Consider the following 21,363-nt stretch of genomic DNA (forward strand, 5'->3'; position numbering starts at 1 on the left):
CCTCCTTCCGGCGCTACAGCCGGGCATTGCTTTTCACAACGGAGCCGTCCGACAGCTCGAAGCTCTCCTTGTATTCCACCAGGCCGATCTCGCAGCCCGGTCCGATGCGGACGACTGCGCCGCGCACCACTCCGGCCGCCGTGTTCTCCAGGTAGATGACATCGCCTTCGATGACTTGCGCGGTGAGGCTGTTCTCCAAGGACACCGGCAGCAGCTTCAGCCACCTTGAGGACGATTTCTCCAGCTCGATGACCTCGATCGTGCCGCCTCCGATCTCGCGGATGCTGCTGCTTCCTTGCAGCATGAGCTTGATCTCGTCCGCATTGAGCGAGTCCATCTGCAGCTTGCCGTTCGAGGCCAGCCTTTCCGCCTCGACGCTCCCGTGGACGGTGACGCTGCCGTTGATCTGGATCGACTCCGCAGCCAGGTTCCCCTCCATCTTGAGCTTGCCTTCAACCGTGCATCCTTCCGTCCGAAGCGGCCCTTCAATCGTCACCATTCCATTGATGACGGTCTTCCGCGCCTCCACGCCGCCCTTCACCGTCGCCTTGCCGTTCACGACGAATTCCTCTTCGCAGGACAGAGCTCCGTTTATCGTGCCCACGCCGTCGATCCGAACCGCTCCGACGTCTCCGCCGGAAGAGACGCCGATTCCGGAGATGATTAAATCATTCCTCGTTCCCATTTGAATCCTCCATTCGCCCTTCCCGGGCCGATAGTTTCAGCTTCAGCTCCTCGGTCTTCTTCGCGATCGGAATGCGCAGCGCGATCCTGGCATCCTTCTCCGCATAGAATTCCCGGTCCCCGGACAGAAGCAGGACAAGAGACATGCCCATCTTGCGCAGCAGCACCAGCTCGCCTTCATACTCCTCCAGGCGGCCAAGATCATCCAGCAGCACGGCCAGCACGGCCTTGCCTTCTTCCAAATGAATCTGTCCCGTCTGCAGGCTGCAATCGAACACGTACAAAATCAGCAGCTGCTGGAAGCTGTACGTATGCGGCGTCCCCAGATACGGCTCGCTGTACTCCAGCGCCGCCCGCGAAACAATGTTCCGCGAAAGCAGATCTCCACGGCTCAAATCCACCTCTGCCGGAGCCGGCGAGAACAGATCCGCCAACTCGTCCAGCGACAGGCCTTCCTTCATGTTCATGATCTGGCGGATGCGTCCCAGCACTTGCTGGCGGGGGAAAAAGGTTTCTTGCCCCGTGAACGCGGATCTGCGTATGAACCAATCCTCCGGCAGCAGCTGCTTGCGCTTCCACCGGTACAGCTGGCCATAGGAGATGCCGGTCATCTCCAGCAGTTCTTTCTTGGAAATCAACTCTTCCTCCATGAAGCAGCCTCCCTTGCTGCTAATAACGTAACATAACATTGTTACGTTGTAAATCCGTTTGCAGCCGGAGCGGATCTCCTCCTGGAGAAGGAGGCGGGACTACACGGAAAAGCAAATAGGCTCCGCGATCTCTCAGGCGAGAGATCAGCGGAGCCCGGCTTATGCTCATCAGATCGAACGGCTGGTACTGACTTGCACTAGGATTCGCCATATATGCGTGGAGGATTCGGGCCTTTGGCCTGAGCTCCCTCGGCTGGAATGAACCGATTCAGCGCGGCCGGTAGCTCACGAAAGCCAGCTGACGGCTGTCCGGCGACCAGGAGTTGACGTTCATCGTCCCCTGTCCGCCGAACAGCTCGGCCAGCACCCGGGAAGGACCGCCTGCGGCCGGCATGAGGCGAAGCTCCACCTGCTTGTTCGGAGGATGGTCGGCGGGGGCGACATCTCCCTTGCGGTAGGCGATATAGGCGACGGAGCGGCCGTCCGGCGAGACATGGGGAAACCAGTTGTTGCTTTCCTCGTCCGTCATTCTGATCTGCTCCCCGCCGTCTGCGTCCATCCGCCAGATCTGCATCAGGCCGCTGCGGGTGGAGTTGAACCAGATGTGCCTGCCGTCCGGCGAATACTCCGGCCCGTCGTCCAGACCGGGCGCATCCGTCAGCCTTGTCTCTACCCCGCCATGGACGGGAATCGTGTAGATGTCGTACGCATCGTCCCGCTCGGCGCAGTAGGCCAGCATGCGGCCGTCCGGCGACCAGCCGTGCAGGTAGCTCGGCGCCATCGGCGTCACGAGCACCGGCTGTCCGCCCGCCAGCGGAAGGACATAGATCCGGGATTGCCCGTCCTCCTCGGCATGATGGCTGACGGCGACCTGGGAGTTGTCCGGAGAAAGCACATGGTCGTTGTTGCACCAATCGGCGAAGCCGGAGTCGATCGGAGCGCTTGTCCGGCTTGCCAGATCGAACGAATGCAGCAGACCGCCGCTGTTGTAGATCAGCCTTTTGCCGTCGGCCGTCCAGTTCGGAGCTTCGATGAGCTCCTCGAACTCGGCCAGCACGGTTCGCTCGCCCGTCCCGATATCCAGCGTCTCGAGGATGCTGACGACGCCGCGGTCTTCCTTCAGGCGCGCTCCCTGCCCTCTTCTCGTTTTCATCGCTTTGCCTCCGCTCTGCATAGATATTAGATCGGCATTTCCTTGCCTTCGTAATCGACGAAATGGAACTTCGACTGCAATTCCGTCTTGCGCTCGATCAAGTCCAGAATGCCCGCCGCGCTCCGGCGAGGATCAGTAGGCGCGCTCTCGCCGCCCATATCCGTCCGCATCCAGCCCGGATGCACGCTGAGCACCTGCACGCCGTCCGCCCCCAGCAGGCTGCGCAGCTGCTCGGTGAACATGTTCAGCGCAGCCTTCGTGATGCCGTACGGATAGTCGCCGGGATGGGCGCCCGTCAAGCTGCCCGCCTCGGAGGAAATGTTGACGATGGAAGCCCGAGGCTGGAGAAGCAGCGGCAGCAGATGCTTCACGACGCGCATCGGCCCGTACAGGTTGACGTCGAAGGAATGCTCGACATCCTTCATGTCAAGCTCCTCGATAGCCGTGTCGCGAGCCTTCAGCACCGCTGCGTTGTTGACGATGGCGCCGAGCTGCACGCCCTCCCGCTTGAGAGAGGCGGCCAGCTCCGCGATTCCCGCCTCGTCTCTCACGTCAAGACGCACGCTTGCCAGCTTCCCGGGAAAATCCGCCTCGAGAGACTGCATGGCCGCGCTCTTGTCCTGCGGCTCCCGCATGCCTGCGAGGACGTAATGGCCGCGCTCCAGAGCTTCGGCAGCCAGCTCGAAGCCGAGTCCCCTTCCGGCTCCCGTAATGAGAATGTTCATATCCGCGTTGCCTCCTTGGATCGGGCTGGTCTCCTGTCCATCCTATTCGGCGGATCCAGGCGCTGTCCCGTCGAGCTGAATACCGTCTGTCCATGGTCCGCTTCGGATGCGGGCCAAGTCCATGCGGTCTTGCTTCTAGTCGTTCTCCAGCAGCTCCACGAGCATCTTCAGCTGCGGAATCGTATCGATGTAGGCGTACCGGCCTCCGGTATACTCGCCCTTCTGCTGCAGCGGGAAGCCTTTGCCCTCCAGCAGCATGATCTTCTCCTTCATCCCTTCAATGACAAAAGCGATATGATGGGGGCCTTCCCCATGCTCATCAAGGAAGTTCCTCCATGTGCTGGGATGCTCGTCCGGCTCGATCAGCTCCAGCTGCAGCGAGCCCATGTCGATGAACGCCAGCTTGGCGCGGGCGGGACTGGGGGCTCCCATGAATTCGGTCTGCGCGGCGTCGGCCGCGTCGGTCAGCATCGCCTCCGGCTTCGGAATGCCGAAGAAATCCGCGTAGGCCTGGCTGACCTTGTCGATATCGTGGACGAGAATTCCAATCTGGGTCACGATGTTGTTTCCAAGCAATCCTGCCATAGGGAGCAGCTTCCTTTCCGGTTTGGGAGTGTTGTCTCTCATGAAAATGCTCTTGTCGATGTCTTGCGGTCAGATTCTCCGGCAGGAATCCCGGATGACAAGGCTGCAGTCCTGCCGGATCGAACGGACGGGGACGGCGGCCGGATCGTCCTCGTCCGACCCCTCCTGTCCTCGCTCGATCTCTCCGATCAGCGCCGAGGTCAGCCCCTGCAGCATCTCCCCCATGTCGAAGCGGATCGTCGTGAGTGCGGGCTGATGCCGGCTGCTGAGCGGATGGTCGTCGAACCCGATGACGGACATCTCCTCCGGCACGGCCAGTCCATGCTCCCGCAGCGCCCGGACAGCGCCGAAGGCTGCGCTGTCATTGGCCGCGATGAGGGCGGTTGGAAGCGGTCCGCCTGCCTGGAGCAGATGCTGCGCGGCCGCATAACCGCCGCTTTCGCTGAAGCTTCCGGACAGCACCCACTCGGGACGGACGGTCAGGCCGTTCTTCCGCATGGCGTCCAGAAAGCCTTCGTATTTCTGCGGACCGGACAGCCGGTTCATATCGCCGTTGATGAGTGCGATATTCCGGTGGCCGTGCTTATGCAAATACGAGACGGCCTGCTCCATGCCGAGCGCGTTGTTGAACTCCGCCGTCAGCCGGCCCGGCTGCTGCCGGCCGCCCTGCACCTGATCCACGATTCCGATCGTGAAGCCCTCCGCCGCCAGCTCGTCCAGGAAGGGCTCCCGGATCGCCGCTCCGATGAAGATGCCGCCGTCGATCCGGCGCTGAAAGAATATTTCCTTGACCCTGCGGAGCGTGACCGTATCGGCCGGATCCCGGATAATATGGGTCAGCACGAAGTACCCGAGGGACGAAGCATGCTCGATGACGCTCACGATGAGCATGTTGGTCAGCGTGTCGCTGGCGACAGTGCCGGGCTCGATCAGAAACAGCCCGATCGTGCGGGAGCGCTTGCCGGCCAGCATCTGGGCGGAAGCGTTCGGGAAGTAATTATGCTCCCGGATGACCTCCATGACCTTCTCCCGAGTGTGGACGGGGACATTGGAGTAATTGTTGATGACCCTGCTCACGGTGCTGCGGGACACCCCCGCCAGCCTCGCGATTTCCACGCTGTTGATATCGGTCTTTTTCATCCGGCTGCAAGCTCCCTTCAGCGTGAACACGTGTTTACACCTTCCACTATACGCAGAATGGAAAGCGCTGTCAACTTCCTCGGCAGATCAGGAAAAAGCGGATTGATTTTATTCCGAATGGGTATGAACGCGCGTTTACGATATGCTATACTGAATGATGAAAGCGCTGTTAACAGTGCATGGGAAGCGATGCGGACCGGAACATCGGACCGGCTCCACAGACGATGCGAGCAAAGGGCGGGATTGCGAATGAGACTGGGCGGACAAGTGTTTCTGGAGGAGATGAACGCGGAGAGCTGGTCAGAGGCGATGGCGGAAGCGGGTTTCCGCGCCGCCCCCTGCCCCGTGGACGGCAAAGACCTTGAGGAGGTCGACGATTACGTGAAGGCTGCGGGCAGGCGCGACATTCTCATCTCCGAGGTCGGCGCCTGGAGCAATCCCATCAGCCGGGATGAGGAGACGCGGAGCCGGGCGGCCGCTTATTGCATCGAGCGGCTGAAGCTTGCGGAGCATATCGGCGCGGGCTGCTGCGTCAATATCGCCGGATCGCGGGGCGGGCAATGGGACGGCCCCGATCCGGACAACTTCAGCAGCGAGACATTCGAGCTGATCGTCGAGACGACCCGCGGCATCATCGACGCCGTGAAGCCGGAGCGGACCGTATTCGCCCTGGAGATGATGCCCTGGGTATTCCCGGACTCCGCGGATTCCTATCTGGATCTGATCCGGGCGATCGACCGACCCGGATTCGGCGTGCATTTCGATCCCGTCAACATCATCTCCAGCCCCCGCGCCTATTATCGGAACGGGGAGCTGATCGAGGACTTCTTCCGGAAGCTGGGGCCTCATATCCGCAATTGCCATGCCAAGGATATCCGGCTCGGCGGCAAGCTGACCGTGCATCTGGACGAGGTCATCCCGGGCACGGGAGCGCTGGACTACCGGATCTTCCTGACGGAGCTGAACAAGCTTCATCCCGATACAACGCTGATCATCGAGCATCTGTCGACCAACGAGGACTATCGGCAGGCAGCCGCCTATATCCGCGGCGTGGCCGCGGAGTTTGGAATCCGGCTCTGAGCAGGAGCACAAAAGCCCGCCCCGATCGACGGGGCGGGCTTTAACGTCCGTACAGAGCGATCAGCCGTTCTTCATCGCATCGGGATACACGACCGTGTTGAACACTTCGCCCGATGCCTGGTCCTGGATATGGACGGTGACCTTCGTCTTGTCCGAATCCGTCCCGCTGTAGACCTGATAAAGCATGGACGGCAAAGCGACGCCAAGAGCGGCGAACGCGTCGAAGCTCCCTTCGTAGGCGGCCTTATCCACGATGAGCGTGTACTCCGTGAAGGAATCGTTATGCTCGATATCCTTGACCGAAGCGAAGTCCTTGCCGCTCTTCAGCTCCTCGATGCCCTCCAGCAGGTTGTCCTTCATGCCGCCGATCATCTTGCTGTAGACATCCTTGGTCATTTTGTAGGTCACGGAGCCGTCTGCGTTCTTCGTCGCTTCCTTGACGCCGTCTACCTTCGCCTTGGCGATGACGGCGTCCAAATCCTGCCCGTCCAGCATGGAGGCCGGAATCGTGATTTCATTATGGAACAGGCCCTTGTCGACCTCGACCTTGCCTTCGGCCTTCCCGGAATCGCCTTCCGCAGCCGGTTTCGTCGAAGCCGCCGGCGCGGATGCCTGCGGCGCAGTGGACGATGCCGGATCATTTTTGCCGCCGCAGGCGGAGAGCGTCAGGCTCAGCGCAACCATGGTGCCGATGAAGAGATGTTTGTTCATGGTTTCTTTTTCCCCCCTGAGATCGAGCTTCTTCTGGAAAGGATAGGATTTCCTTCCTCCTTCCACTTATCGGCTGCAAGAGAGCAAAAGAAAAGAGACCGCCCTGAAAAGGACGGCCTCTGCTGCCATTATTCAAACCGGTACGTCCAGAACCGCTCCGTGCCGAAGCGTTCCCGGACTTCGCGGGACGGCTTCTTGTCATCCAGCCCCGGAACCTGGAACTGGGACCGATGCGCCTGGATGGAGCCGATCTTCTGCTTCAGATAGTCGCTCACGTCGAACTCGGTATCCGGCATGCCGATGGCCAGCTGATGATCTCTCGCGAAAGCCATGCAGTACACGATGGGCCGATCCTTCTCCGGAAGGCCTCCGATGACGCGGACGACGGCTGCGCCGGTCGCGTCGTGATCCGGATGCACGCTGTAGCCGGGATAGAAGGTGAACACGATATCCGGCTTCAGCTCCTCCAGAATGGCGCCGATGCCGCCGTCGAGCAGCTCCCGCTCCTCGAACTCGATTGTCTTGTCGTGGAAGCCCAGCATGCGCAGATCCTGAATGCCGATGATTCGGCATGAGGCCTCCAGCTCCAGCTTGCGCACCTGAGGCAGCGTGACCCGGTTCGCAAACGGCGGAATGCCCATCGTGCGGGCCATTTCTCCGAGCGTCAGGCAGGCATAGGTGACCTCGGCGCCTTCCCGGATCATTTTGGCCAGCGTGCCCGACAGGCCGAAGCATTCGTCATCGGGGTGAGGGAGCACGACTAGTATACGCTTGTTCATACCGATCTCTCCTTTCTCCGCCGCCATCAGAACGGCTCCCGGCTCAGCTGCAGCGCCACGACCAGCTTGCCCGCGCTGTCATGGCCGGCCAGGATCAGCCGCTCCGGCTCGGTCTCTTCGTAATGGGTCAGTCCTTCGGAGTACACCCATCCCCGCTCCATCTTCAGGCCGACCCGGAAAGGGCCGACACCCGAAATCGAGCCCTGCGAATATTGAATGGAGGCATTGCTGATGAACGTAGCCGCCGGGTGCTTCGAGCTATCGTTATGGGACGCGTAGGCGCCCGTCGTCATTTCAAGGTGAAGATAAATGTCCTGATCCTTCAGCTGGTCGATGCGGCGCTGGACTTCAAGCGCGTTGATGAGCTGCATCCTCGTCCCTCCTATCCGATATCAAGCTGACTCTCCGCCATTGAGGAAGGCGGCAGACGTCTGCATCAAACTCCTTCTGTAGAAAAAAAGATACGCTCATCAGAAGGAAATTGCAAGTAAACTTCCTGGATTAACCGCTTATAAAAAAAGCCGGTTCGAGGTCGTCATTTCCAAGGCTTGTCTGCGGCTGACTCGGCTTAACATCCGAGACCTCTGCTTCTACCCTACCACAACGGAGCGGTCCGGGGAAAATGCCGCTGGCGGAGATGCGTCCGATTGAAATTCTATGACCAGAAAGTTTATGCGGTCAAATCAATCATTTCCGATTCCGCTGCTTCCGCTACGGCCTACGCCAGTGGAGTCAAAACCTATAACGGTGCGATCGGCATGGATGCCAGCAAAAAATCGGTGAAAACGATCCTCGAATATGCCAAGGAAACCGGCCGCTCCACTGGAATCGTGACGACCAGCCAAGTCACGGATGCGACGGGAGCAGCATTCGCCTCCCATGTCGAGGACCGCTCCGCCCAGAGCGATATCGCGCTTCAATACCTGACCAAAAGCAAGGTCGACGTCATTCTCGGCGGCGGCGAAGATTTCTGGTATCCGGCCGGACAAGCCGGCAAGTTCCAAGACGAGCCTGCCGAGGATCCTTCCGAGAAGAGCAAGGGAACGCAAGGAAACCTCGTCGAGAAGGCGAAAAAGCTCGGCTACAGCTATGTCACGAGTTCGGCCGACCTCCAAAAGGCAAAGAGCGGCAAGCTGCTCGGCCTGTTCGCCAACGAAGAAATGTTCCAGCAGCGCGAGGAAGGCCAGGGAGATTTGTACAATCCGGTCGTCTCTCTTCCGGACATGACGCGAAAGGCGCTGAGCACACTGTCGGCGAATAAAAAAGGCTTCTTCCTGATGGTGGAGGAAGAAGCGACGGATGAGATGGCCCACGAGAACAACGCCAAGCTGACGATCAAGGCGGGACAGGAACTGGACAAGTCGGTTCAGATCGCCAAGGACTTCGCCAAGAAAAACCCAGACACGCTGGTGCTCGTGCTGGCGGATCATGAGACAGGCGGCTTCTCCATCGAAGCCGTGGACGACAAGGACGAGTCCGGCGACGGCATTTCCAAAGAAGACGGCCCGTTTGCCATCATCGGCTCCAAGGACAGCTTCGTTGTGGATTGGACGACATCCGGCCACACCGGCGTCGACGTTCCGGTCACCGCGACAGGCAGAGGTTCCGAGTTGTTCACCGGCGTGTTCGAAAATACGGAGGTATTCCACAAGCTGGCCGAAGCGATGGGAATCAAGGTGAAAAAATAAGAGATGACAAAAAGCTGCTTCTTTAAAGGAGCAGCTTTTGTGATTTCCACCGGAACATCTCCGGTCAAAACCGGATGATCGTTCCCGCTTCCGTTACCCGTCCCCCGGCTGACGGAAGCAGCACCGTCGGGAAAGCGTCGGTGCGTTCTATGGCTCCGTCCTCGAATAAACGCCGGCCTATAGTCCCTGCTTGCCTCAGCGCCTGAATGCGGTGATCCAGGCCGGCATGGGGAGGAAGATCCAGCAGCTTCGAATCGCGGGTGAACTCCGCCGTCACCTCCAACGTAAACGAGCTGGAGGAGCCGCACACCCCGTTTTTATATTCCATTTCCAGCAGCATGACGGGATGGGTACCCGTCCGATGGGGCATGATTTCCAGCTCTACCAGAACGGTTTTATACTCTTTATGGTAAATATCTCCGGCATGAATAATTTTTTCGCCGAAAATATCCTCCGCCGCAAGGCCTGATACGGCGTCAAACCGGATGTAATCCGAGGGCTGCAGCGTCAGCTTGACTTTGCGGGCGGCGATGGCTTGCCGGCTGTTGAGCTCCTCCCGGAATAAGTCGGAGGCCTGCATGTCGTGAGCGACGGGGTCCTTCACCTTCTCCGAAGCCGGCTGGCCGCTAGCGGCTCCTTGAGCTTCTATGATCAGCTGAACTTTCTCTGTGCCGTCAGCCGGCAGATAGGGGCGGCTCCATGCGTATGTAAAGGTTACGGTTGGAATCATGAAAAATGATGTCCTCCTCGAGTATGTACGAATCCCTGCATGATTAGAACGCCGCTTATCGACCGTTGGTATGCGAACACTTGTTCGAAATAAGAAAAAAAGTCCCGAAACGGGGACTTTAGTCTGAAATCAGTCTCATCATTTTCATCAGGGCCGTCTGACCTGGAAATGCCCGTGTTTGCCGCAGGCGGAATCTTCCCAGCCAGCCGACTCTTTCGGATGTAACTCTTCGGCTCAAGCCAGCGGCGCGCCATCCGCTACCTCGCTCATCCGCTGCCGTTCAACCGTTCCGTCCTCCAGCCTCAGCCAGGAATCGAATTCACGGCTGCCCTCGGTCAGCAGAATGACGCGCGCTCCGCGCTGGAAGCCCTCCCGGCCATAGGTGGCATACCCCGACGCCCGCCCGTAGGAGAGGCGGATGCCGAGCCACTCTCCCGAGTAATCGTTGATATGGTCGTGGCCGCAAAAGGTTCCCATCACATCGCCCGCCTCCGCCATCGCGGCGAAAAAGCCGCCGTTCACCTCGGCGCAGCATACCCGCTCATGCTGGCTGCCCGAGCAGGAGCCGGATTCCCAGGCTGCATTATACTCCGGCAGAGGAATGTGGAAGAAGGCCAGCGACGGCAAAGGCTCGCCACCGCCGAGCTTCCTATGCTCCGCCGAGCGGGACAGGTACCATTCCGTCTAGTCCCGGCCGATCCAGCCGTAACCGGGAATCCGATCGACGCGGGAGTAATCGCCGCTGTCCAGGAAATACAGCGTCGCGGCGGGCTTGCCGTCGGCGCCCAACACGGCGCGGTCGTAATTGCCCCAGCCGCCGATGCCCGGCTCATGGCCGGTGACGCTGCCGCCGGCGGCCATCAGCTCCCGCAGCACCGCCTCGCGGCTGACGCCGCAGCCTTCCTCGGCGTCATGGTTGCCGAGCACCGCCGCCCAGGGAATGCCGCTCTCCGCCGCAGCGGAGACGACTTCGCGCACCGAGCTCAGCGGGTCGCGGCAATGCAGGCTGAAGATCAGATCTCCCGTGAAGACGACGAGATCCGGCTGCTCCGCCTTCAGCACCCTTTCCATTAAGGCGCGGGTCAGCTGATCCTCCGCCTCGCCGTTTTGCCAATGCGTATCCGTGAATTGAACGATCTTGAATGTGCCGTCCTTGCGGAACTGCAAGGTGCCGCTCATGTGGCCGACCTCCCTCATATTCTCCAATCGAGCTTCAATGGCGCTGCCATATCGCCTTTATTCCGAAAGGATAGCTTTCGGCGGCCTTGGAGTCTTTTCCTGCCGGCTCTTTCCTAAAGATAAGGTGAGCAGGGCCTTATTTGTTGCTCCTGCCGCTTGGATGGCGAAAACTTTTTTTCAGCCGGTTCCGCTGAAACAACGCGCCTTTACTCGGAAGGCTTGTCGGGCTCGCCTGCCTCGATCTGCAATACCGGGCGGTCCTGGAGCTCGACCTCCGCGACGGCGGCGCCATGCAGCTCGAAAAGCACCAGCTCGTTGACGCCGGACTTCAGCAGCGGAGCCGGGATGTACAGCGTCCCCTGCGGACCGATCTCCCAGTAACGGCCCAGATTGAAGCCGTTGATGTAAGCGACGCCTTTGGTCCAGCCTTTCACGTTCAGGAACGTATCCGCCGGCTCTCCCTCTACCTCGAACTCCCCGCGGTAGAAGGCCGGCTCATTCGCGGAGGCTTCAGCAGCGGCACTCGCAATTGAATCCGGAGAACCCGCGCCGGACGTCCCGTAGCCGATTCCGGACAAATCCTCCAGCGGCAGCGAACGGATCGTCCATCCGTAGAGGAACTGCTGGCCGAAGCGGATGCCCTCGGTGACGCCTTTCGGATCCTTGAGCAGCGGACCGTAGTTGATGCGGCCCATATTTTCCACGAGCAGGCTTACGGTCACGCCTCCCTCGGGCACGGAGAAGCTTACCTCCCGCTCCGGATTCCAGCGCTCCAGAGTCCCCTTGTATTCGCCGTCCACGAACACCATCGCGCGGTCGCGCACTTCCTGCGCCGTCAGGCGGCTCTCCCCCCGGGGTCCGGACAGATGCGTCGTGTATAAAATGAAGCCGTAGTTCTGCCCAAGCTGCTCCATCGTCTCGGGGCAGGCGCGTGTCACCGGGGTGGACAGGCTGTCCAGGACGGAGAACAGCGGCGCCCGCTCCGACAGGCCGACCTTGCCGTAGCCCTTGCTTGGAATCGGCTCCGGCAGCTCCAGCGGACCAAGCTCCGCGTACTTGCCGATGACCTCGCGCACCGCATGGAATTTATCCGTGATCTCGCCCGATTCGCTCACCAGCACGTCATAGTCGTAGCTCGTGATCGTCGGCTCGAACTTTTCGCCGTGGTTGGCCCCGCTGTAGAAGCCGAAGTTCGTGCCGCCGTGGAACATATAGAAGTTGACCGAAGCGCCGGCGGCCAGCATCTCATCCAGCACCCGAGCCGTGTCGGCGGCGTCGCGGGTATGGTGCTCCTCGCCCCAATGGTCGAACCAGCCGTTCCAATACTCCATGCACATGAGCGGCTGATCCGGCTGCGCCTTCAGCAGGTCCGCGAACGCCTCGCCGGGACGCGAGCCGAAGTTGACCGTCTCCCATACCCCCTCGACCATGCCGCCCTGCAGCATGAAATCGCAGGGACCGTCCGAGGTGAACAGCAGCACGTCCACTCCGCGGCGGATAAGGGCATCCCGCAGATGGGCCAAATATTCCTTGTCGTTGCCGTAGCTGCCGTATTCATTCTCGATCTGCATCGCGATGACCGGTCCGCCGTTCGTGGACAGCAGCGGCGCCAGCCGGGGAATCAGCTCGTCGTAATAGGCATCCACCTTGTCCAGGAAAGGCTTGTAGGCGCAGCGCAGCCGCATGTTCCCGTCCTTCAGCAGCCAGGCGGGCATGCCCCCGAACTCCCATTCCGCGCAAATATAAGGACTTGGCCTGACGATGACATGCAGCCCCAGCTCCCCGGCCGTCCGGATAAAGCGCTCGATGTCCGCCAAGCCCTCGAAATTGAACTGGCCTTCGACAGCTTCGTGCAGGTTCCACGGCACATAGGTTTCCACCGTATTGAAGCCGGCGGCCTTCAGCTTCAGCAGGCGGTCCCTCCAATACTCCGGCACGACTCGGAAGTAATGGATCGCTCCGGAAAGGATGCGGATTTCCTGATTCCCGAGCATCAGCTTGGGACCTTGAATGGTCAGAGTGGTCATACGGACAGCTCCTCCTTGGGATGGATTTCCGGCGCTGCCTTCGCAGCCCGCGCCTTGTCCAATTCTTTCCCTTATCGTATCGGGAGAGGAGCGGCTTCAACAATGCACAATGTCCGCAATTTCTTAACCATTTGTCGCAAGAGACCCGTATACTGGTTGTAGATGCACGACCGTACGTCCATCCCCGAGAGGAGCCTATGCAGCATGGACCGCTTGTTTGCCTTCCAGAACCGCTCCGATACCTTGCAGCTTTATGGCTGCCATTTCGGCCTCAAGCCGGCCGGGTGGTCCTATGACAAGCATCATCATCATCTCTATGAGCTGTTCTGCTGCATGGACGGCTTCGCGGTGCAGGAAATGCAGGGCAGCTCCGTTCCGCTCGCTCCAGGCGACTGGTTCCTGCTGCGTCCCGGCGTCAGCCATACTCTGACCAATGCCGGCCCGGGTCCGCTCGCCTTCTTCAACTTCCACTTCGACCTCGACGATCTGGAGGTGCGCGGCAGGCTGGGAGCCGCTCCGTTCCGGCTCATTCCGGGACGGCTTGCCGCCGGCAGCGGACTTCCCGGCTGCGTGGCCGGACTGGAGAGCCTGCTCGGGAAGCAGCTGATCAGCGATAGCGATCCAGCCTGCCCGGCCGATGCCCCCCGCAGCCACGCCATCCCGCTCGGACTGCATCAGCAGCTTGCCTTCCAGTCCGCGATCCTGGCGATCTTGGGCGAGGTCATTCGCCTGCTGGAAGAGATTCCGCAGCCGTCAGGCCATCACGGCCTGACGGCATCCGCCTATGAGCTCGACATCGCCCATGCCGCGGAGAAGCGGCTGACGGCCGACTGGTCGGAGAGCCCGTCCGTGTCGGCGATCGCGGCGGAGATGGGAATCAGCCGCAGCCAGCTGTGCCGGATCTTCGTCCATGTCTACGGCCTCTCCCCCCGCCAATACTTGACCCGGCGCAAATGGAGCAAAGCCAAGGAGCTGCTCGCCATCTCCAATCTCAACGTCTACACCGTATCCGAGCAGCTCGGCTTCCGTTCGGTCCATCATTTCTCCCGCCAGTTCCGCCGCTGGACCGGCCTGACGCCGAGCCAGTACCGGAAGCAGGAGCGGGAAGGAGCGGGGAGCTAGGCAGGGCTTTCTGCGGGCAGTCAAGCAGGGCCTTCTGCGGGCAGTCAAGCAAGGCCTTCTGCGGGCAGTCAGGCAAGGCCTTCTGCGGACAGTCAGGCAAGGCCTTCTGCGTAGGACTGTCCCTCGCGGGAAAGCCCTTTTTCTGCTGCTCAAGCAGCCTCATGGCGCTGGACAGTTTTACTTCCTGCGCCAAGTTGGGTATAGTGTTTTAAATAAGGATAACAAGTATCCACGTTATATACAGTTCAATCATTCTCCTCATGCCGGAGATCGAGAAAGGAGGACTCATCGGGATGCAAATGAAAACCGGCGTGGAGCAGGCGGTCTATGCCGTGCTGCTGCTCGGCATGCTGCCGGACAAAGCCGTCCTGCCCGGCGAAGCCATCAGCGCCCGCATCGGGGCTTCCCCGACCTATTTCCAGAAGCTGCTGCGCAAGCTCGTCAGCGCCGATCTCATCGCCTCGACAGCGGGAGTGAAGGGCGGCTTCCGGCTCAAGCGGCAGCCGCAGGACATCACCGTCTACGATGTTTACCTCGCCGTCGAGGGGCAGCAGTCTCTATACTCCTCCTGCGGCATCCTGCACGATGTGCTGGACCGGCCGGAGCCGGCTTCCGGCTGCCTGCTGTCGGAGCTCATGCTGGAGGCCGAGCAGTCCTGGAAATCCGTGCTGCAGCGCGAGACGATCGCGTCCCTGTACGCGCATATGTGCTCGGAGACCGAAGTGGGCAGCCTGGACACTTGGGTGAAGCAAAAACTCGTGCTGTAGCGGGCCTTTTCATTAAAAGCTGGAAGAGAGGATGTTGAAGCGCCATGAAAATCAGCCTGCTGGACCAGGCTCCGGTCACCAAGGGCCATGCGGCCCCGGACGCCCTCCTGAACGCCGAGAAGATCGCCGTTCTCGCCGACGAGCTCGGCTACCACCGGATGTGGATGGCGGAGCATCACAATACCCGCCATTTCGCGAGCGCGGCTCCCGAAGTCATCATCGCCCATCTCGCCGCCAAAACGAAACGGCTGCGCCTCGGAACCGGCGGCGTCATGATGATGCATTACTCCCCGCTCAAGCTCGCGGAGGTGTTCAACACGCTGAGCGCCCTGTCGCCCGGCCGGATCGACTTCGGCGTCGGCCGAGCTCCCGGAGGAGACCATTTCGCCACCCAAGCGCTGGCCGAAGGGCGGCCTTACTTGCCGAGCGACCTGTACGACAAGCTCGCCGCCTCGCTGCAGCTCATCGCCGGCGGGGCGCCGGCCGATCCGCTGTACAAAAACGTCGTCGCCTCGCCTGCCGGCGCCGCCCTGCCACAAGCCTGGCTGCTCGGCTCCAGCGGCAACAGCGCCGTACGGGCCGGCCGGCTGGGAGTCGGCTACTCGTTCGCCCAGTTTTTCAACGGCCAGCTGTCCAAGGAAATCCTCGACGCCTACCGCTTGAACTTCGAGCCCACCGCCTTCATGCCGGAGCCCGTCGTCAGCGTCACCTACGCCGCCACAGCCGCAGAGACGGAGGAGGAAGCGGAGTTTCTCGCCAAGCCGGTCGACCTGATGCGGCTGTTCCTGGCCAAAGGCATGCTGCAGCCGATCATGTCGCCGGAGGAAGCCCGCGACTATCCGCTCACCGAGATGGACCGCATGCAGATCGCCGAGAACCGCAACATCCACTTCGTTGGGACGGGGCCGCAGATTGCCGAGCGGTTGTACCGGGAACGCGAGCTGTACGGCTTCGACGAGGTCATGATCAACAGCACCCCTCACGGGTTCGAATCGCGTCTGAACGGATACCGGCTCCTGGCGAAGGCTCTTCTCTAGACCGCAATAAAAACAAGCCGGCTCCGCCAGGGAGTCGGCTTGTTGAAATTCCGTTGCAGCGCGGCTTAAGGAGTCGGCTCTCCGCCATTGGCATTCAGCGTCTCGCCGATGACGTAGCTTGATTCCGGGCTCGCCAGGAACACATAGGCCGGAGCCATCTCCGCCGGCTGACCGGGACGGCCGAGCGGCGTGTTCTCGCCGAACTTCGCCAGCTTGGACTGAGGCTGGCCGCCGCTGATCTGCAGCGGAGTCCATACCGGACCCGGGGCGACGGCGTTCACGCGGATGCCTTTGGGAGCGACCTGCTGGGCAAGCGCCTTGGTGAACGTATTGTTCGCGCTCTTGGTCGTGGCGTAGTCGAGCAGGATAGGCGAGGGCTTGTACGCCTGAATGGAGCTCGTGTTGATGATCGCGCTGCCCGGGGGCATATGCTTGACCGCCGCCTTGCACAGCCAGAAGAGCGAGTAGACGTTCGTCTTGAACGTGGCGTCGAACTGCTCCGTCGTGAGATCCGCGATATCCTCCACGAATTGCTGCATGCCCGCCACATTGGCAAGAAGGTCGATGCCTCCAAGCTGCTCCACCGCGGCAGCGATGAGCGACTCGCAGTACGACTCGTCCTTCACGTCCCCGGGCATGGCGACGGCCTTGCGGCCCGCCTCCTCGATGAGCTGCACGACTTCCTTGGCGTCCGGCTCCTCCTCCGGCAGATAGGAGAGCACGACATCCGCCCCTTCCCGGGCGAAGGCGATGGCAACGGCGCGGCCGATGCCGCTGTCGGCGCCGGTGACGACCGCTTTGCGGCCGGTGAGGCGGCCGGTGCCGCGATACGTCTTCTCCCCTGCATCCGGCTTCGGCGTCATTTCCTTTTCCAGGCCCGGCGGGTTCTGCTTCTGTTGAAACTCCGGACCCGCCTTCTGGTACTGGGCAGTCGGATCCTGCATTTTGTATTGATCGCTCATGGTTAATCCTCCTTCAGATTCTTGTCTACTGTATATACCCACTTTGAAGCCGTTCAAAGGGTCCACCTTCATTCTCCCCTCTTTCGCGGCCAAATAAAATCAGCCTCCATCCGGAATGACTCCGAATGGAGGCGGCTATGTTCACGGCTCCTGATCCTATCCGATCCAGCTATTCCCTGCGCAGTTCCTGCAGCATGAACACTTGCTCCAGATTGGACGGCTTGAACCCGAGCTCCGTCAGCAGCCGAAGCAGCGCGCCATCGGAACGGAGCATCGGCACCGTCCGCTTGTACGGGCTCCGCCCGGGCTCGGCGATGCGGGCCAGCATGAAACGAAGCAGAGCTTCGCGGTCCTCTCTGTCGTCCAGCACCCGCAGCTGGCTGATCGCAACGCCGATGTCCGCGCCGGCCGGATCGAAGCTCCGCCGATATAGAGCGAATGCGACCGGCTTGCCCTCCTCATGCACAAGCATGGACTGTCCGTCGCGCCGGCAGCCGGGCCATTGGAGCTGCCATGGAAGCAGCCTCTCGTAGGGCTTCAAGTCCGGCGCGGCTCCATGCGCCACTGTCCAGCCGCCATCGCCGTCCGCAGCAAGACCGGGCAGCTGCGAGTCGCAGGCCAGGTAGACCATGTCGTCCGCAACCTCATAGCCCTTGCTCTTGTACAGGGCAATCGCCCTTCCATTCTCGCGGATCGCCTCCAGCGTCGCGATATGCACGCCCTGCTCCCGATAAAGCTCAAGCGCGTGCTCGATCATCGCCTTTCCGATTCCGGTTCCCCTCTCCTCCTGAGCGACACCCGTCCCCCCGTTCCAGGCGACCTTGCGGCCTTGCACCTCTCGGATTCCGTTCAGGACGATGCCGACAGCGCGGTTGTCGCGGCTGGCGACGAAGGAAAGCGCCGGCGAAAGCTCCTCCAGCACAAGCCGGTTCACAAACGATTCGACGGACATGGCAATGGGAACGAAATACCCGGCAAAGCCTTCATTCCATACTTTGACGGCTTCCTCCAGCGTGCACTCGCTCAAACGTTTGAATGTGATCAAGGCTTGATCCCTCCGCAATGAATGGTAGAATAAGAACCGTCTCAATTAAACCGACTAGTCAGTCTTTATTATAAAAGAAAAATCTTATGGGCGGCAATTATAATCTTTCCAGAATCATCTTCTCCTCGCGTTCCGCCTGCTTGGGAGCCTATCTATGCTATGATTTGCCTAGCGGATAGATCCTTCATCGTCCCATGGCATAGGAGCTTTATCCGAGGGGAAGCAGACATCAGGCAAAAGGAGATCGACGATGGCACCAAAGGTTACCGAGCAGTACCGAAAAGAAAAACGGGCTTCCATTTTGGAAGCGGCCCTGGACTGTTTTGTCGAAAAGGGGTTTCAGGCGACATCCGTGGACGATATCGTCCGCCGCTCGGGCATGAGCAAGGGCGCCCTGTACGGATATTTCTCCAGCAAGGAAGAAATGTATATCGATCTGGCCCACAGCCGCATGGATGAAATGGCAGAGATCGTGCACGGCCCGTTCAGCCAGCTGAACGGCGCCACGGCTAAAATAAAGAGCCTGTTCGCCCGCTTCCGGAACCAGCCGCTGACCGACCTGCGGAAATGGCTGGCCTTCCATCTCGAGTTCATGGTCTATATCTCCCGCAATCCCGAGCTGATCGGCATGCACAGCAACTACCGGGACAAGGGACTCGGCCTTGTCGGCCGGCTGCTGGCCGAAGGCAAGGCAAGCGGGGAATTCCGCTCCGATCTCGATGAAACCGCGGCGTCGTATATATTCTGGTCCGTCCGAGACGGCTTGGCCGTCAACTTCATGCTGGGCGGCGATGAAGAGGAATACAAGCGGATATTGGATCGGATGGAGGAGATGCTGCTGAGGCATCTCCGGAAGGAGCCGCTGCGTTGACGCTGCGGCAGCGGTCCGTGGACCGGCTGTCTTCGTAGAACCTTCATTTCATTCGAATACTCCGTAAATCTTTCTCATTTAATTTGGAGATGGAAAACGATTCCATTTGCCGAAGGGAGAGAGATTTACGTTGAGAACAAAACGATTGAAAGCCGCGCTTGCGCTTGTCATGGGGGCAGCCTTGGCTTTTCCCCAAGCGATCCATGCCGCTCCGGCCCCGCTGCTGCACAAAGAAAATGCCGCCGGCCAATCCGGCAACTGGTACACCGGCGCGGTGCCGTCTCAAGCCTCGTCCGACAAGCCCGTCCTGCTGTTCGTCCAGGGGCTTCATTCCACGTACGAGCGCTGGATCGGGACCGACAGCTACTATGACGCCGCCTATAATGCCGGGTACCGGACGGCGTTCGTGCAGCTTCCCGACGCCGACGGCCCGGGCGGAGACATGTGGAAGAACGGTCCGATTCTCGCCTCCCTGATCCGCAAGGTCGCTGCCTATTACAACGTGCCCAAGCTCAACATTATCGCCCACTCCAAAGGCGGCATCGACACGCAGGCGGCGCTGGTCTATTACGGGGCCTCTCCTTACGTGAATGTGGTCCATCAGCTCTCGACGCCCAACCGGGGCTCGGAGCTGGCGGATATGGCCTACAGCACTTGGACCTCCTGGCTCGGCGCGATCATGGGACAGCAGGATGACGCCGTCTACTCGCTGCAAACGTCCTATATGGCGAACTTCCGCGCCCAGACCGACGTCAAGCCGGAAGTGAACGCGACCAAGACCTATATGTCCGGGGGCGAGGGCGACGACGGCATCTTCACCAGCTACTGGTTCGCCCATGCGGTGCTTCCGGGTGAGGATGACGGGGCAGTATCCGTGTATTCCGCCATGGGCCTTCCCTACGGCATCCAGAGCTTTACGAAAAACATCTCGCACAGCGCCATGGCGCGAGCTTCCCAGACGTGGAGCCTCGTGCAGCCGAAGCTGAAGCTGGCCACGGCCGCTCTTGCCCCATCCGGAGCCGCGATGCCGAGCGGACAGCCGCAGACAGCGCCGGAAGCAGCTTCTTCCGGGCAGCTGCAAGCAACACTCGGTTCGCCGTCTCTTGCTGCAAATGCAGGAGAGCAGGATGCCAGCCTGATCCTTCGCGGCGGCCCCGTGGATGGCTCATCGGCCGTCTCGTTCCCACTCGAGAGCGGAATCGGCAGCGTCGCCCTGGAAGTGATGACGAGCCGGGAGGACACGGCGCTGTCTCTCGTTTCCCCATCGGGCCAAGTCTACCCTTCCGCGGCCGCTCCGGCGGACAGCGATCCCGACGGCATCTTCGGCAAGGCGGTCCGCCGCGTATTCCAGGTCATGCAGCCCGAGGCGGGACCATGGAGCCTGAAGCTGGACGGCAAGAACGATGCCTTCTTCGCGATGGCGAAGATCGAGGGCTCAGCCTCCGCGAAGCTGAAGGCGAGCCGAAAAGTGGTCCGCAAGGGCGAAGCGTTCCAGCTCTCCGTCGACTTCGGCAAGCCGATCAAAGGCAGCGTCAAGCGTCCCAAGCTGACCAAATCGGTCCCCGGGCGCCCGGCATCCTTCTCCCCGACCCGCGAGCTGCCTGACCTGGCTGTCGAGGGCAGCCTGAACATGCCGCTGACGGCGCCGGCCGAGCCCGGCATCTACAACATCTCCTTCGACGTGGAGGGCGTGAACGACCAAGGCGAGAAGCTCGTCCGGTCGGTGAACTACAACTTCGCGGTGACGGATGACCAAGGCATCGTCAACTAACCCAACGAACAAAAGACAGGCGGGAATTAGTCCGCCTGTCTTTTCTTTTCTTTTTCTTTTTCTTTTTCTTGAGACATCAAGCCTCGATTTCGGAGGGCAGCAACCGCTGCTGCCGCTCCCTTTCTCCCCATTGGATTAATTCCATGGATCAAAGAAAACAAAAACAAACGCGCGCGAATGCGTCCGTTCGCCTCGGTTTTTTGAGCATCAAGGGCCGGTTGCTCCCTGTTTCCTGTTTCCTGTTTCCTGTTTTCGGTTTCCTATTTCCTATTTCCTGTCCACTTGCAGCAGCGTCACTTTCTTAACCGAATAAGTGTCCTTCAGGCTCTCTTCCGTTACGACGTTCAGCTTGACCAGGCTCGCGATCTTGGCCGAATCGGCTTTGGAGAGCAGCCGCCACAGCTCGGGGTCGGGCAAAGCCTCTTGCAGCTTCTTATCGTCATATTCCTTGCGCTCCTGTGAAACCAGCTTGATCCTGTAGCTCCCCGCTTCCAGCTCGGACGCCTCCAGCTCCCGGCAATGCCGGATGATTTCGCTGCGGAGCTCGGAAAGCTCCTGCTCGATCTCTTTCTGCTTCTGCTTCAACTGGTAAAAACGCTGCGCCATCTTGTCCATATCCTCACCCTCCTCATCAGCATGTTTATGCCGGGGGGGGTT

23 protein-coding genes are annotated in these 21,363 nt (G+C 60.5%); 7 read left to right on the top strand and 16 right to left on the bottom strand.

Annotated elements, in window-relative coordinates:
- Positions 1-13: 13 nt before the first annotated feature.
- The 6 genes from CIC07_RS21140 to CIC07_RS21165 form a co-directional block, all read right to left on the bottom strand.
- Positions 14-685 carry a polymer-forming cytoskeletal protein gene (locus CIC07_RS21140; RefSeq protein WP_076359252.1) on the bottom strand — a complete coding sequence of 224 codons (672 nt, stop codon included), beginning with the start codon at positions 683-685 and terminating at the stop codon, positions 14-16.
- The gene (locus tag CIC07_RS21145; protein WP_076359251.1) at positions 669-1,334 is read right to left on the bottom strand and encodes a YhbD family protein; all 666 of its coding nucleotides are present in this window, start codon (positions 1,332-1,334) and stop codon (positions 669-671) included. Before CIC07_RS21145 ends, CIC07_RS21140 begins: the two co-directional genes overlap by 17 nt.
- 268 nt (positions 1,335-1,602) lie before the next feature.
- Positions 1,603-2,487: a TolB family protein gene (locus CIC07_RS21150; protein ID WP_076359329.1), complete on the bottom strand. Its 885-nt coding sequence runs from the start codon at positions 2,485-2,487 to the stop codon at positions 1,603-1,605.
- A 26-nt stretch (positions 2,488-2,513) separates the two neighbouring features.
- Complete coding sequence (locus tag CIC07_RS21155; protein WP_076359250.1) at positions 2,514-3,212, bottom strand: SDR family oxidoreductase; 699 nt, start codon at positions 3,210-3,212, stop codon at positions 2,514-2,516.
- Positions 3,213-3,347: 135 nt separating this feature from the next.
- Complete coding sequence (locus tag CIC07_RS21160; protein WP_076359249.1) at positions 3,348-3,797, bottom strand: VOC family protein; 450 nt, start codon at positions 3,795-3,797, stop codon at positions 3,348-3,350.
- 69 nt (positions 3,798-3,866) lie between these two features.
- Positions 3,867-4,937 (bottom strand): LacI family DNA-binding transcriptional regulator, encoded by a 1,071-nt coding sequence (locus CIC07_RS21165; protein WP_076359328.1) that lies wholly within the window; start codon positions 4,935-4,937, stop codon positions 3,867-3,869.
- A gap of 249 nt (positions 4,938-5,186) precedes the next feature.
- Between CIC07_RS21165 and CIC07_RS21170 the strand changes: the two genes are divergently transcribed.
- Positions 5,187-6,017 (top strand): sugar phosphate isomerase/epimerase family protein, encoded by an 831-nt coding sequence (locus tag CIC07_RS21170; protein ID WP_076359248.1) that lies wholly within the window; start codon positions 5,187-5,189, stop codon positions 6,015-6,017.
- Between the two features lie 60 nt (positions 6,018-6,077).
- On the opposite strand, the gene CIC07_RS21175 is transcribed toward CIC07_RS21170, so the two are convergent.
- The 3 genes from CIC07_RS21175 to CIC07_RS21185 form a co-directional block, all read right to left on the bottom strand.
- A complete protein-coding gene (locus CIC07_RS21175) occupies positions 6,078-6,728 on the bottom strand; it encodes a hypothetical protein (protein ID WP_076359327.1) in 651 nt (216 codons plus the stop codon).
- A gap of 128 nt (positions 6,729-6,856) precedes the next feature.
- Positions 6,857-7,507 (bottom strand): bacillithiol biosynthesis deacetylase BshB2, encoded by a 651-nt coding sequence (bshB2, locus tag CIC07_RS21180; RefSeq protein WP_076359326.1) that lies wholly within the window; start codon positions 7,505-7,507, stop codon positions 6,857-6,859.
- 26 nt (positions 7,508-7,533) lie between these two features.
- Positions 7,534-7,878 carry a YojF family protein gene (locus tag CIC07_RS21185; protein WP_076359247.1) on the bottom strand — a complete coding sequence of 115 codons (345 nt, stop codon included), beginning with the start codon at positions 7,876-7,878 and terminating at the stop codon, positions 7,534-7,536.
- Between the two features lie 276 nt (positions 7,879-8,154).
- Here CIC07_RS21185 and CIC07_RS21190 point away from each other — a divergent pair, with 276 nt between their 5' ends.
- Positions 8,155-9,195 (top strand): alkaline phosphatase, encoded by a 1,041-nt coding sequence (locus tag CIC07_RS21190; RefSeq protein WP_234993078.1) that lies wholly within the window; start codon positions 8,155-8,157, stop codon positions 9,193-9,195.
- 64 nt (positions 9,196-9,259) lie between these two features.
- On the opposite strand, the gene CIC07_RS21195 is transcribed toward CIC07_RS21190, so the two are convergent.
- From CIC07_RS21195 to CIC07_RS21205, 4 genes are all read right to left on the bottom strand, one after another.
- On the bottom strand, positions 9,260-9,925 hold the full coding sequence (locus CIC07_RS21195) for a hypothetical protein (RefSeq protein ID WP_076359246.1): 666 nt from the start codon (positions 9,923-9,925) through the stop codon (positions 9,260-9,262).
- A gap of 234 nt (positions 9,926-10,159) precedes the next feature.
- Entirely contained in the window at positions 10,160-10,552 is a 393-nt protein-coding gene (locus tag CIC07_RS25770) for a metallophosphoesterase family protein (RefSeq protein ID WP_346775646.1), read from the bottom strand.
- A gap of 57 nt (positions 10,553-10,609) precedes the next feature.
- Positions 10,610-11,104, bottom strand: coding sequence for a metallophosphoesterase (locus CIC07_RS25775; RefSeq protein WP_346775647.1), 495 nt, complete (start codon positions 11,102-11,104; stop codon positions 10,610-10,612).
- A gap of 206 nt (positions 11,105-11,310) precedes the next feature.
- Entirely contained in the window at positions 11,311-13,131 is a 1,821-nt protein-coding gene (locus tag CIC07_RS21205; RefSeq protein WP_076359244.1) for a glycoside hydrolase family 35 protein, read from the bottom strand.
- A 204-nt stretch (positions 13,132-13,335) separates the two neighbouring features.
- On the opposite strand from CIC07_RS21205, the gene CIC07_RS21210 reads away from it, so the two are divergent.
- From CIC07_RS21210 to CIC07_RS21220, 3 genes are all read left to right on the top strand, one after another.
- Positions 13,336-14,253: a helix-turn-helix transcriptional regulator gene (locus CIC07_RS21210; protein WP_076359243.1), complete on the top strand. Its 918-nt coding sequence runs from the start codon at positions 13,336-13,338 to the stop codon at positions 14,251-14,253.
- Between the two features lie 293 nt (positions 14,254-14,546).
- A complete protein-coding gene (locus CIC07_RS21215; protein ID WP_076359242.1) occupies positions 14,547-15,020 on the top strand; it encodes an RrF2 family transcriptional regulator in 474 nt (157 codons plus the stop codon).
- 44 nt (positions 15,021-15,064) lie between these two features.
- Complete coding sequence (locus CIC07_RS21220) at positions 15,065-16,057, top strand: LLM class flavin-dependent oxidoreductase (RefSeq protein ID WP_076359241.1); 993 nt, start codon at positions 15,065-15,067, stop codon at positions 16,055-16,057.
- Positions 16,058-16,122: 65 nt separating this feature from the next.
- On the opposite strand, the gene CIC07_RS21225 is transcribed toward CIC07_RS21220, so the two are convergent.
- Positions 16,123-17,019, bottom strand: coding sequence for an SDR family oxidoreductase (locus CIC07_RS21225; RefSeq protein ID WP_076359240.1), 897 nt, complete (start codon positions 17,017-17,019; stop codon positions 16,123-16,125).
- A gap of 169 nt (positions 17,020-17,188) precedes the next feature.
- A complete protein-coding gene (locus CIC07_RS21230; RefSeq protein WP_076359239.1) occupies positions 17,189-18,064 on the bottom strand; it encodes a GNAT family N-acetyltransferase in 876 nt (291 codons plus the stop codon).
- A 250-nt stretch (positions 18,065-18,314) separates the two neighbouring features.
- On the opposite strand from CIC07_RS21230, the gene CIC07_RS21235 reads away from it, so the two are divergent.
- Positions 18,315-18,935, top strand: a complete 621-nt coding sequence (locus CIC07_RS21235; RefSeq protein ID WP_076359238.1) for a TetR/AcrR family transcriptional regulator — start codon at positions 18,315-18,317, stop codon at positions 18,933-18,935.
- Positions 18,936-19,065: 130 nt separating this feature from the next.
- Positions 19,066-20,706: an esterase/lipase family protein gene (locus tag CIC07_RS21240; protein WP_234993077.1), complete on the top strand. Its 1,641-nt coding sequence runs from the start codon at positions 19,066-19,068 to the stop codon at positions 20,704-20,706.
- A 267-nt stretch (positions 20,707-20,973) separates the two neighbouring features.
- On the opposite strand, the gene CIC07_RS21245 is transcribed toward CIC07_RS21240, so the two are convergent.
- Positions 20,974-21,321, bottom strand: coding sequence for a hypothetical protein (locus tag CIC07_RS21245; RefSeq protein WP_076359237.1), 348 nt, complete (start codon positions 21,319-21,321; stop codon positions 20,974-20,976).
- Positions 21,322-21,363 lie beyond the last annotated feature (42 nt).

The organism is Paenibacillus sp. RUD330, from assembly GCF_002243345.2.
Classification (GTDB): Bacteria; Bacillota; Bacilli; order Paenibacillales; family Paenibacillaceae; genus Paenibacillus_O.

Excerpts from the sequence above, each read along its gene's own strand:
- CIC07_RS21185 (WP_076359247.1), bottom strand. The coding sequence starts at position 7,878 with ATGCAGCTCATCAACGCGCTTGAAGTCCAGCGCCGCATCGACCAGCTG.
- CIC07_RS21170 (WP_076359248.1), top strand. The coding sequence starts at position 5,187 with ATGAGACTGGGCGGACAAGTGTTTCTGGAGGAGATGAACGCGGAGAGC.
- CIC07_RS21140 (WP_076359252.1), bottom strand. The coding sequence starts at position 685 with ATGGGAACGAGGAATGATTTAATCATCTCCGGAATCGGCGTCTCTTCC.
- CIC07_RS21160 (WP_076359249.1), bottom strand. The coding sequence starts at position 3,797 with ATGGCAGGATTGCTTGGAAACAACATCGTGACCCAGATTGGAATTCTC.
- CIC07_RS25775 (WP_346775647.1), bottom strand. The coding sequence starts at position 11,104 with ATGAGCGGCACCTTGCAGTTCCGCAAGGACGGCACATTCAAGATCGTT.
- CIC07_RS21245 (WP_076359237.1), bottom strand. The coding sequence starts at position 21,321 with ATGGACAAGATGGCGCAGCGTTTTTACCAGTTGAAGCAGAAGCAGAAA.
- CIC07_RS21145 (WP_076359251.1), bottom strand. The coding sequence starts at position 1,334 with ATGGAGGAAGAGTTGATTTCCAAGAAAGAACTGCTGGAGATGACCGGC.
- CIC07_RS21175 (WP_076359327.1), bottom strand. The coding sequence starts at position 6,728 with ATGAACAAACATCTCTTCATCGGCACCATGGTTGCGCTGAGCCTGACG.
- CIC07_RS21215 (WP_076359242.1), top strand. The coding sequence starts at position 14,547 with ATGCAAATGAAAACCGGCGTGGAGCAGGCGGTCTATGCCGTGCTGCTG.
- bshB2 (WP_076359326.1), bottom strand. The coding sequence starts at position 7,507 with ATGAACAAGCGTATACTAGTCGTGCTCCCTCACCCCGATGACGAATGC.
- CIC07_RS21235 (WP_076359238.1), top strand. The coding sequence starts at position 18,315 with ATGGCACCAAAGGTTACCGAGCAGTACCGAAAAGAAAAACGGGCTTCC.
- CIC07_RS21150 (WP_076359329.1), bottom strand. The coding sequence starts at position 2,487 with ATGAAAACGAGAAGAGGGCAGGGAGCGCGCCTGAAGGAAGACCGCGGC.
- CIC07_RS21225 (WP_076359240.1), bottom strand. The coding sequence starts at position 17,019 with ATGAGCGATCAATACAAAATGCAGGATCCGACTGCCCAGTACCAGAAG.
- CIC07_RS21165 (WP_076359328.1), bottom strand. The coding sequence starts at position 4,937 with ATGAAAAAGACCGATATCAACAGCGTGGAAATCGCGAGGCTGGCGGGG.
- CIC07_RS21210 (WP_076359243.1), top strand. The coding sequence starts at position 13,336 with ATGGACCGCTTGTTTGCCTTCCAGAACCGCTCCGATACCTTGCAGCTT.
- CIC07_RS21155 (WP_076359250.1), bottom strand. The coding sequence starts at position 3,212 with ATGAACATTCTCATTACGGGAGCCGGAAGGGGACTCGGCTTCGAGCTG.
- CIC07_RS21195 (WP_076359246.1), bottom strand. The coding sequence starts at position 9,925 with ATGATTCCAACCGTAACCTTTACATACGCATGGAGCCGCCCCTATCTG.
- CIC07_RS21220 (WP_076359241.1), top strand. The coding sequence starts at position 15,065 with ATGAAAATCAGCCTGCTGGACCAGGCTCCGGTCACCAAGGGCCATGCG.
- CIC07_RS21205 (WP_076359244.1), bottom strand. The coding sequence starts at position 13,131 with ATGACCACTCTGACCATTCAAGGTCCCAAGCTGATGCTCGGGAATCAG.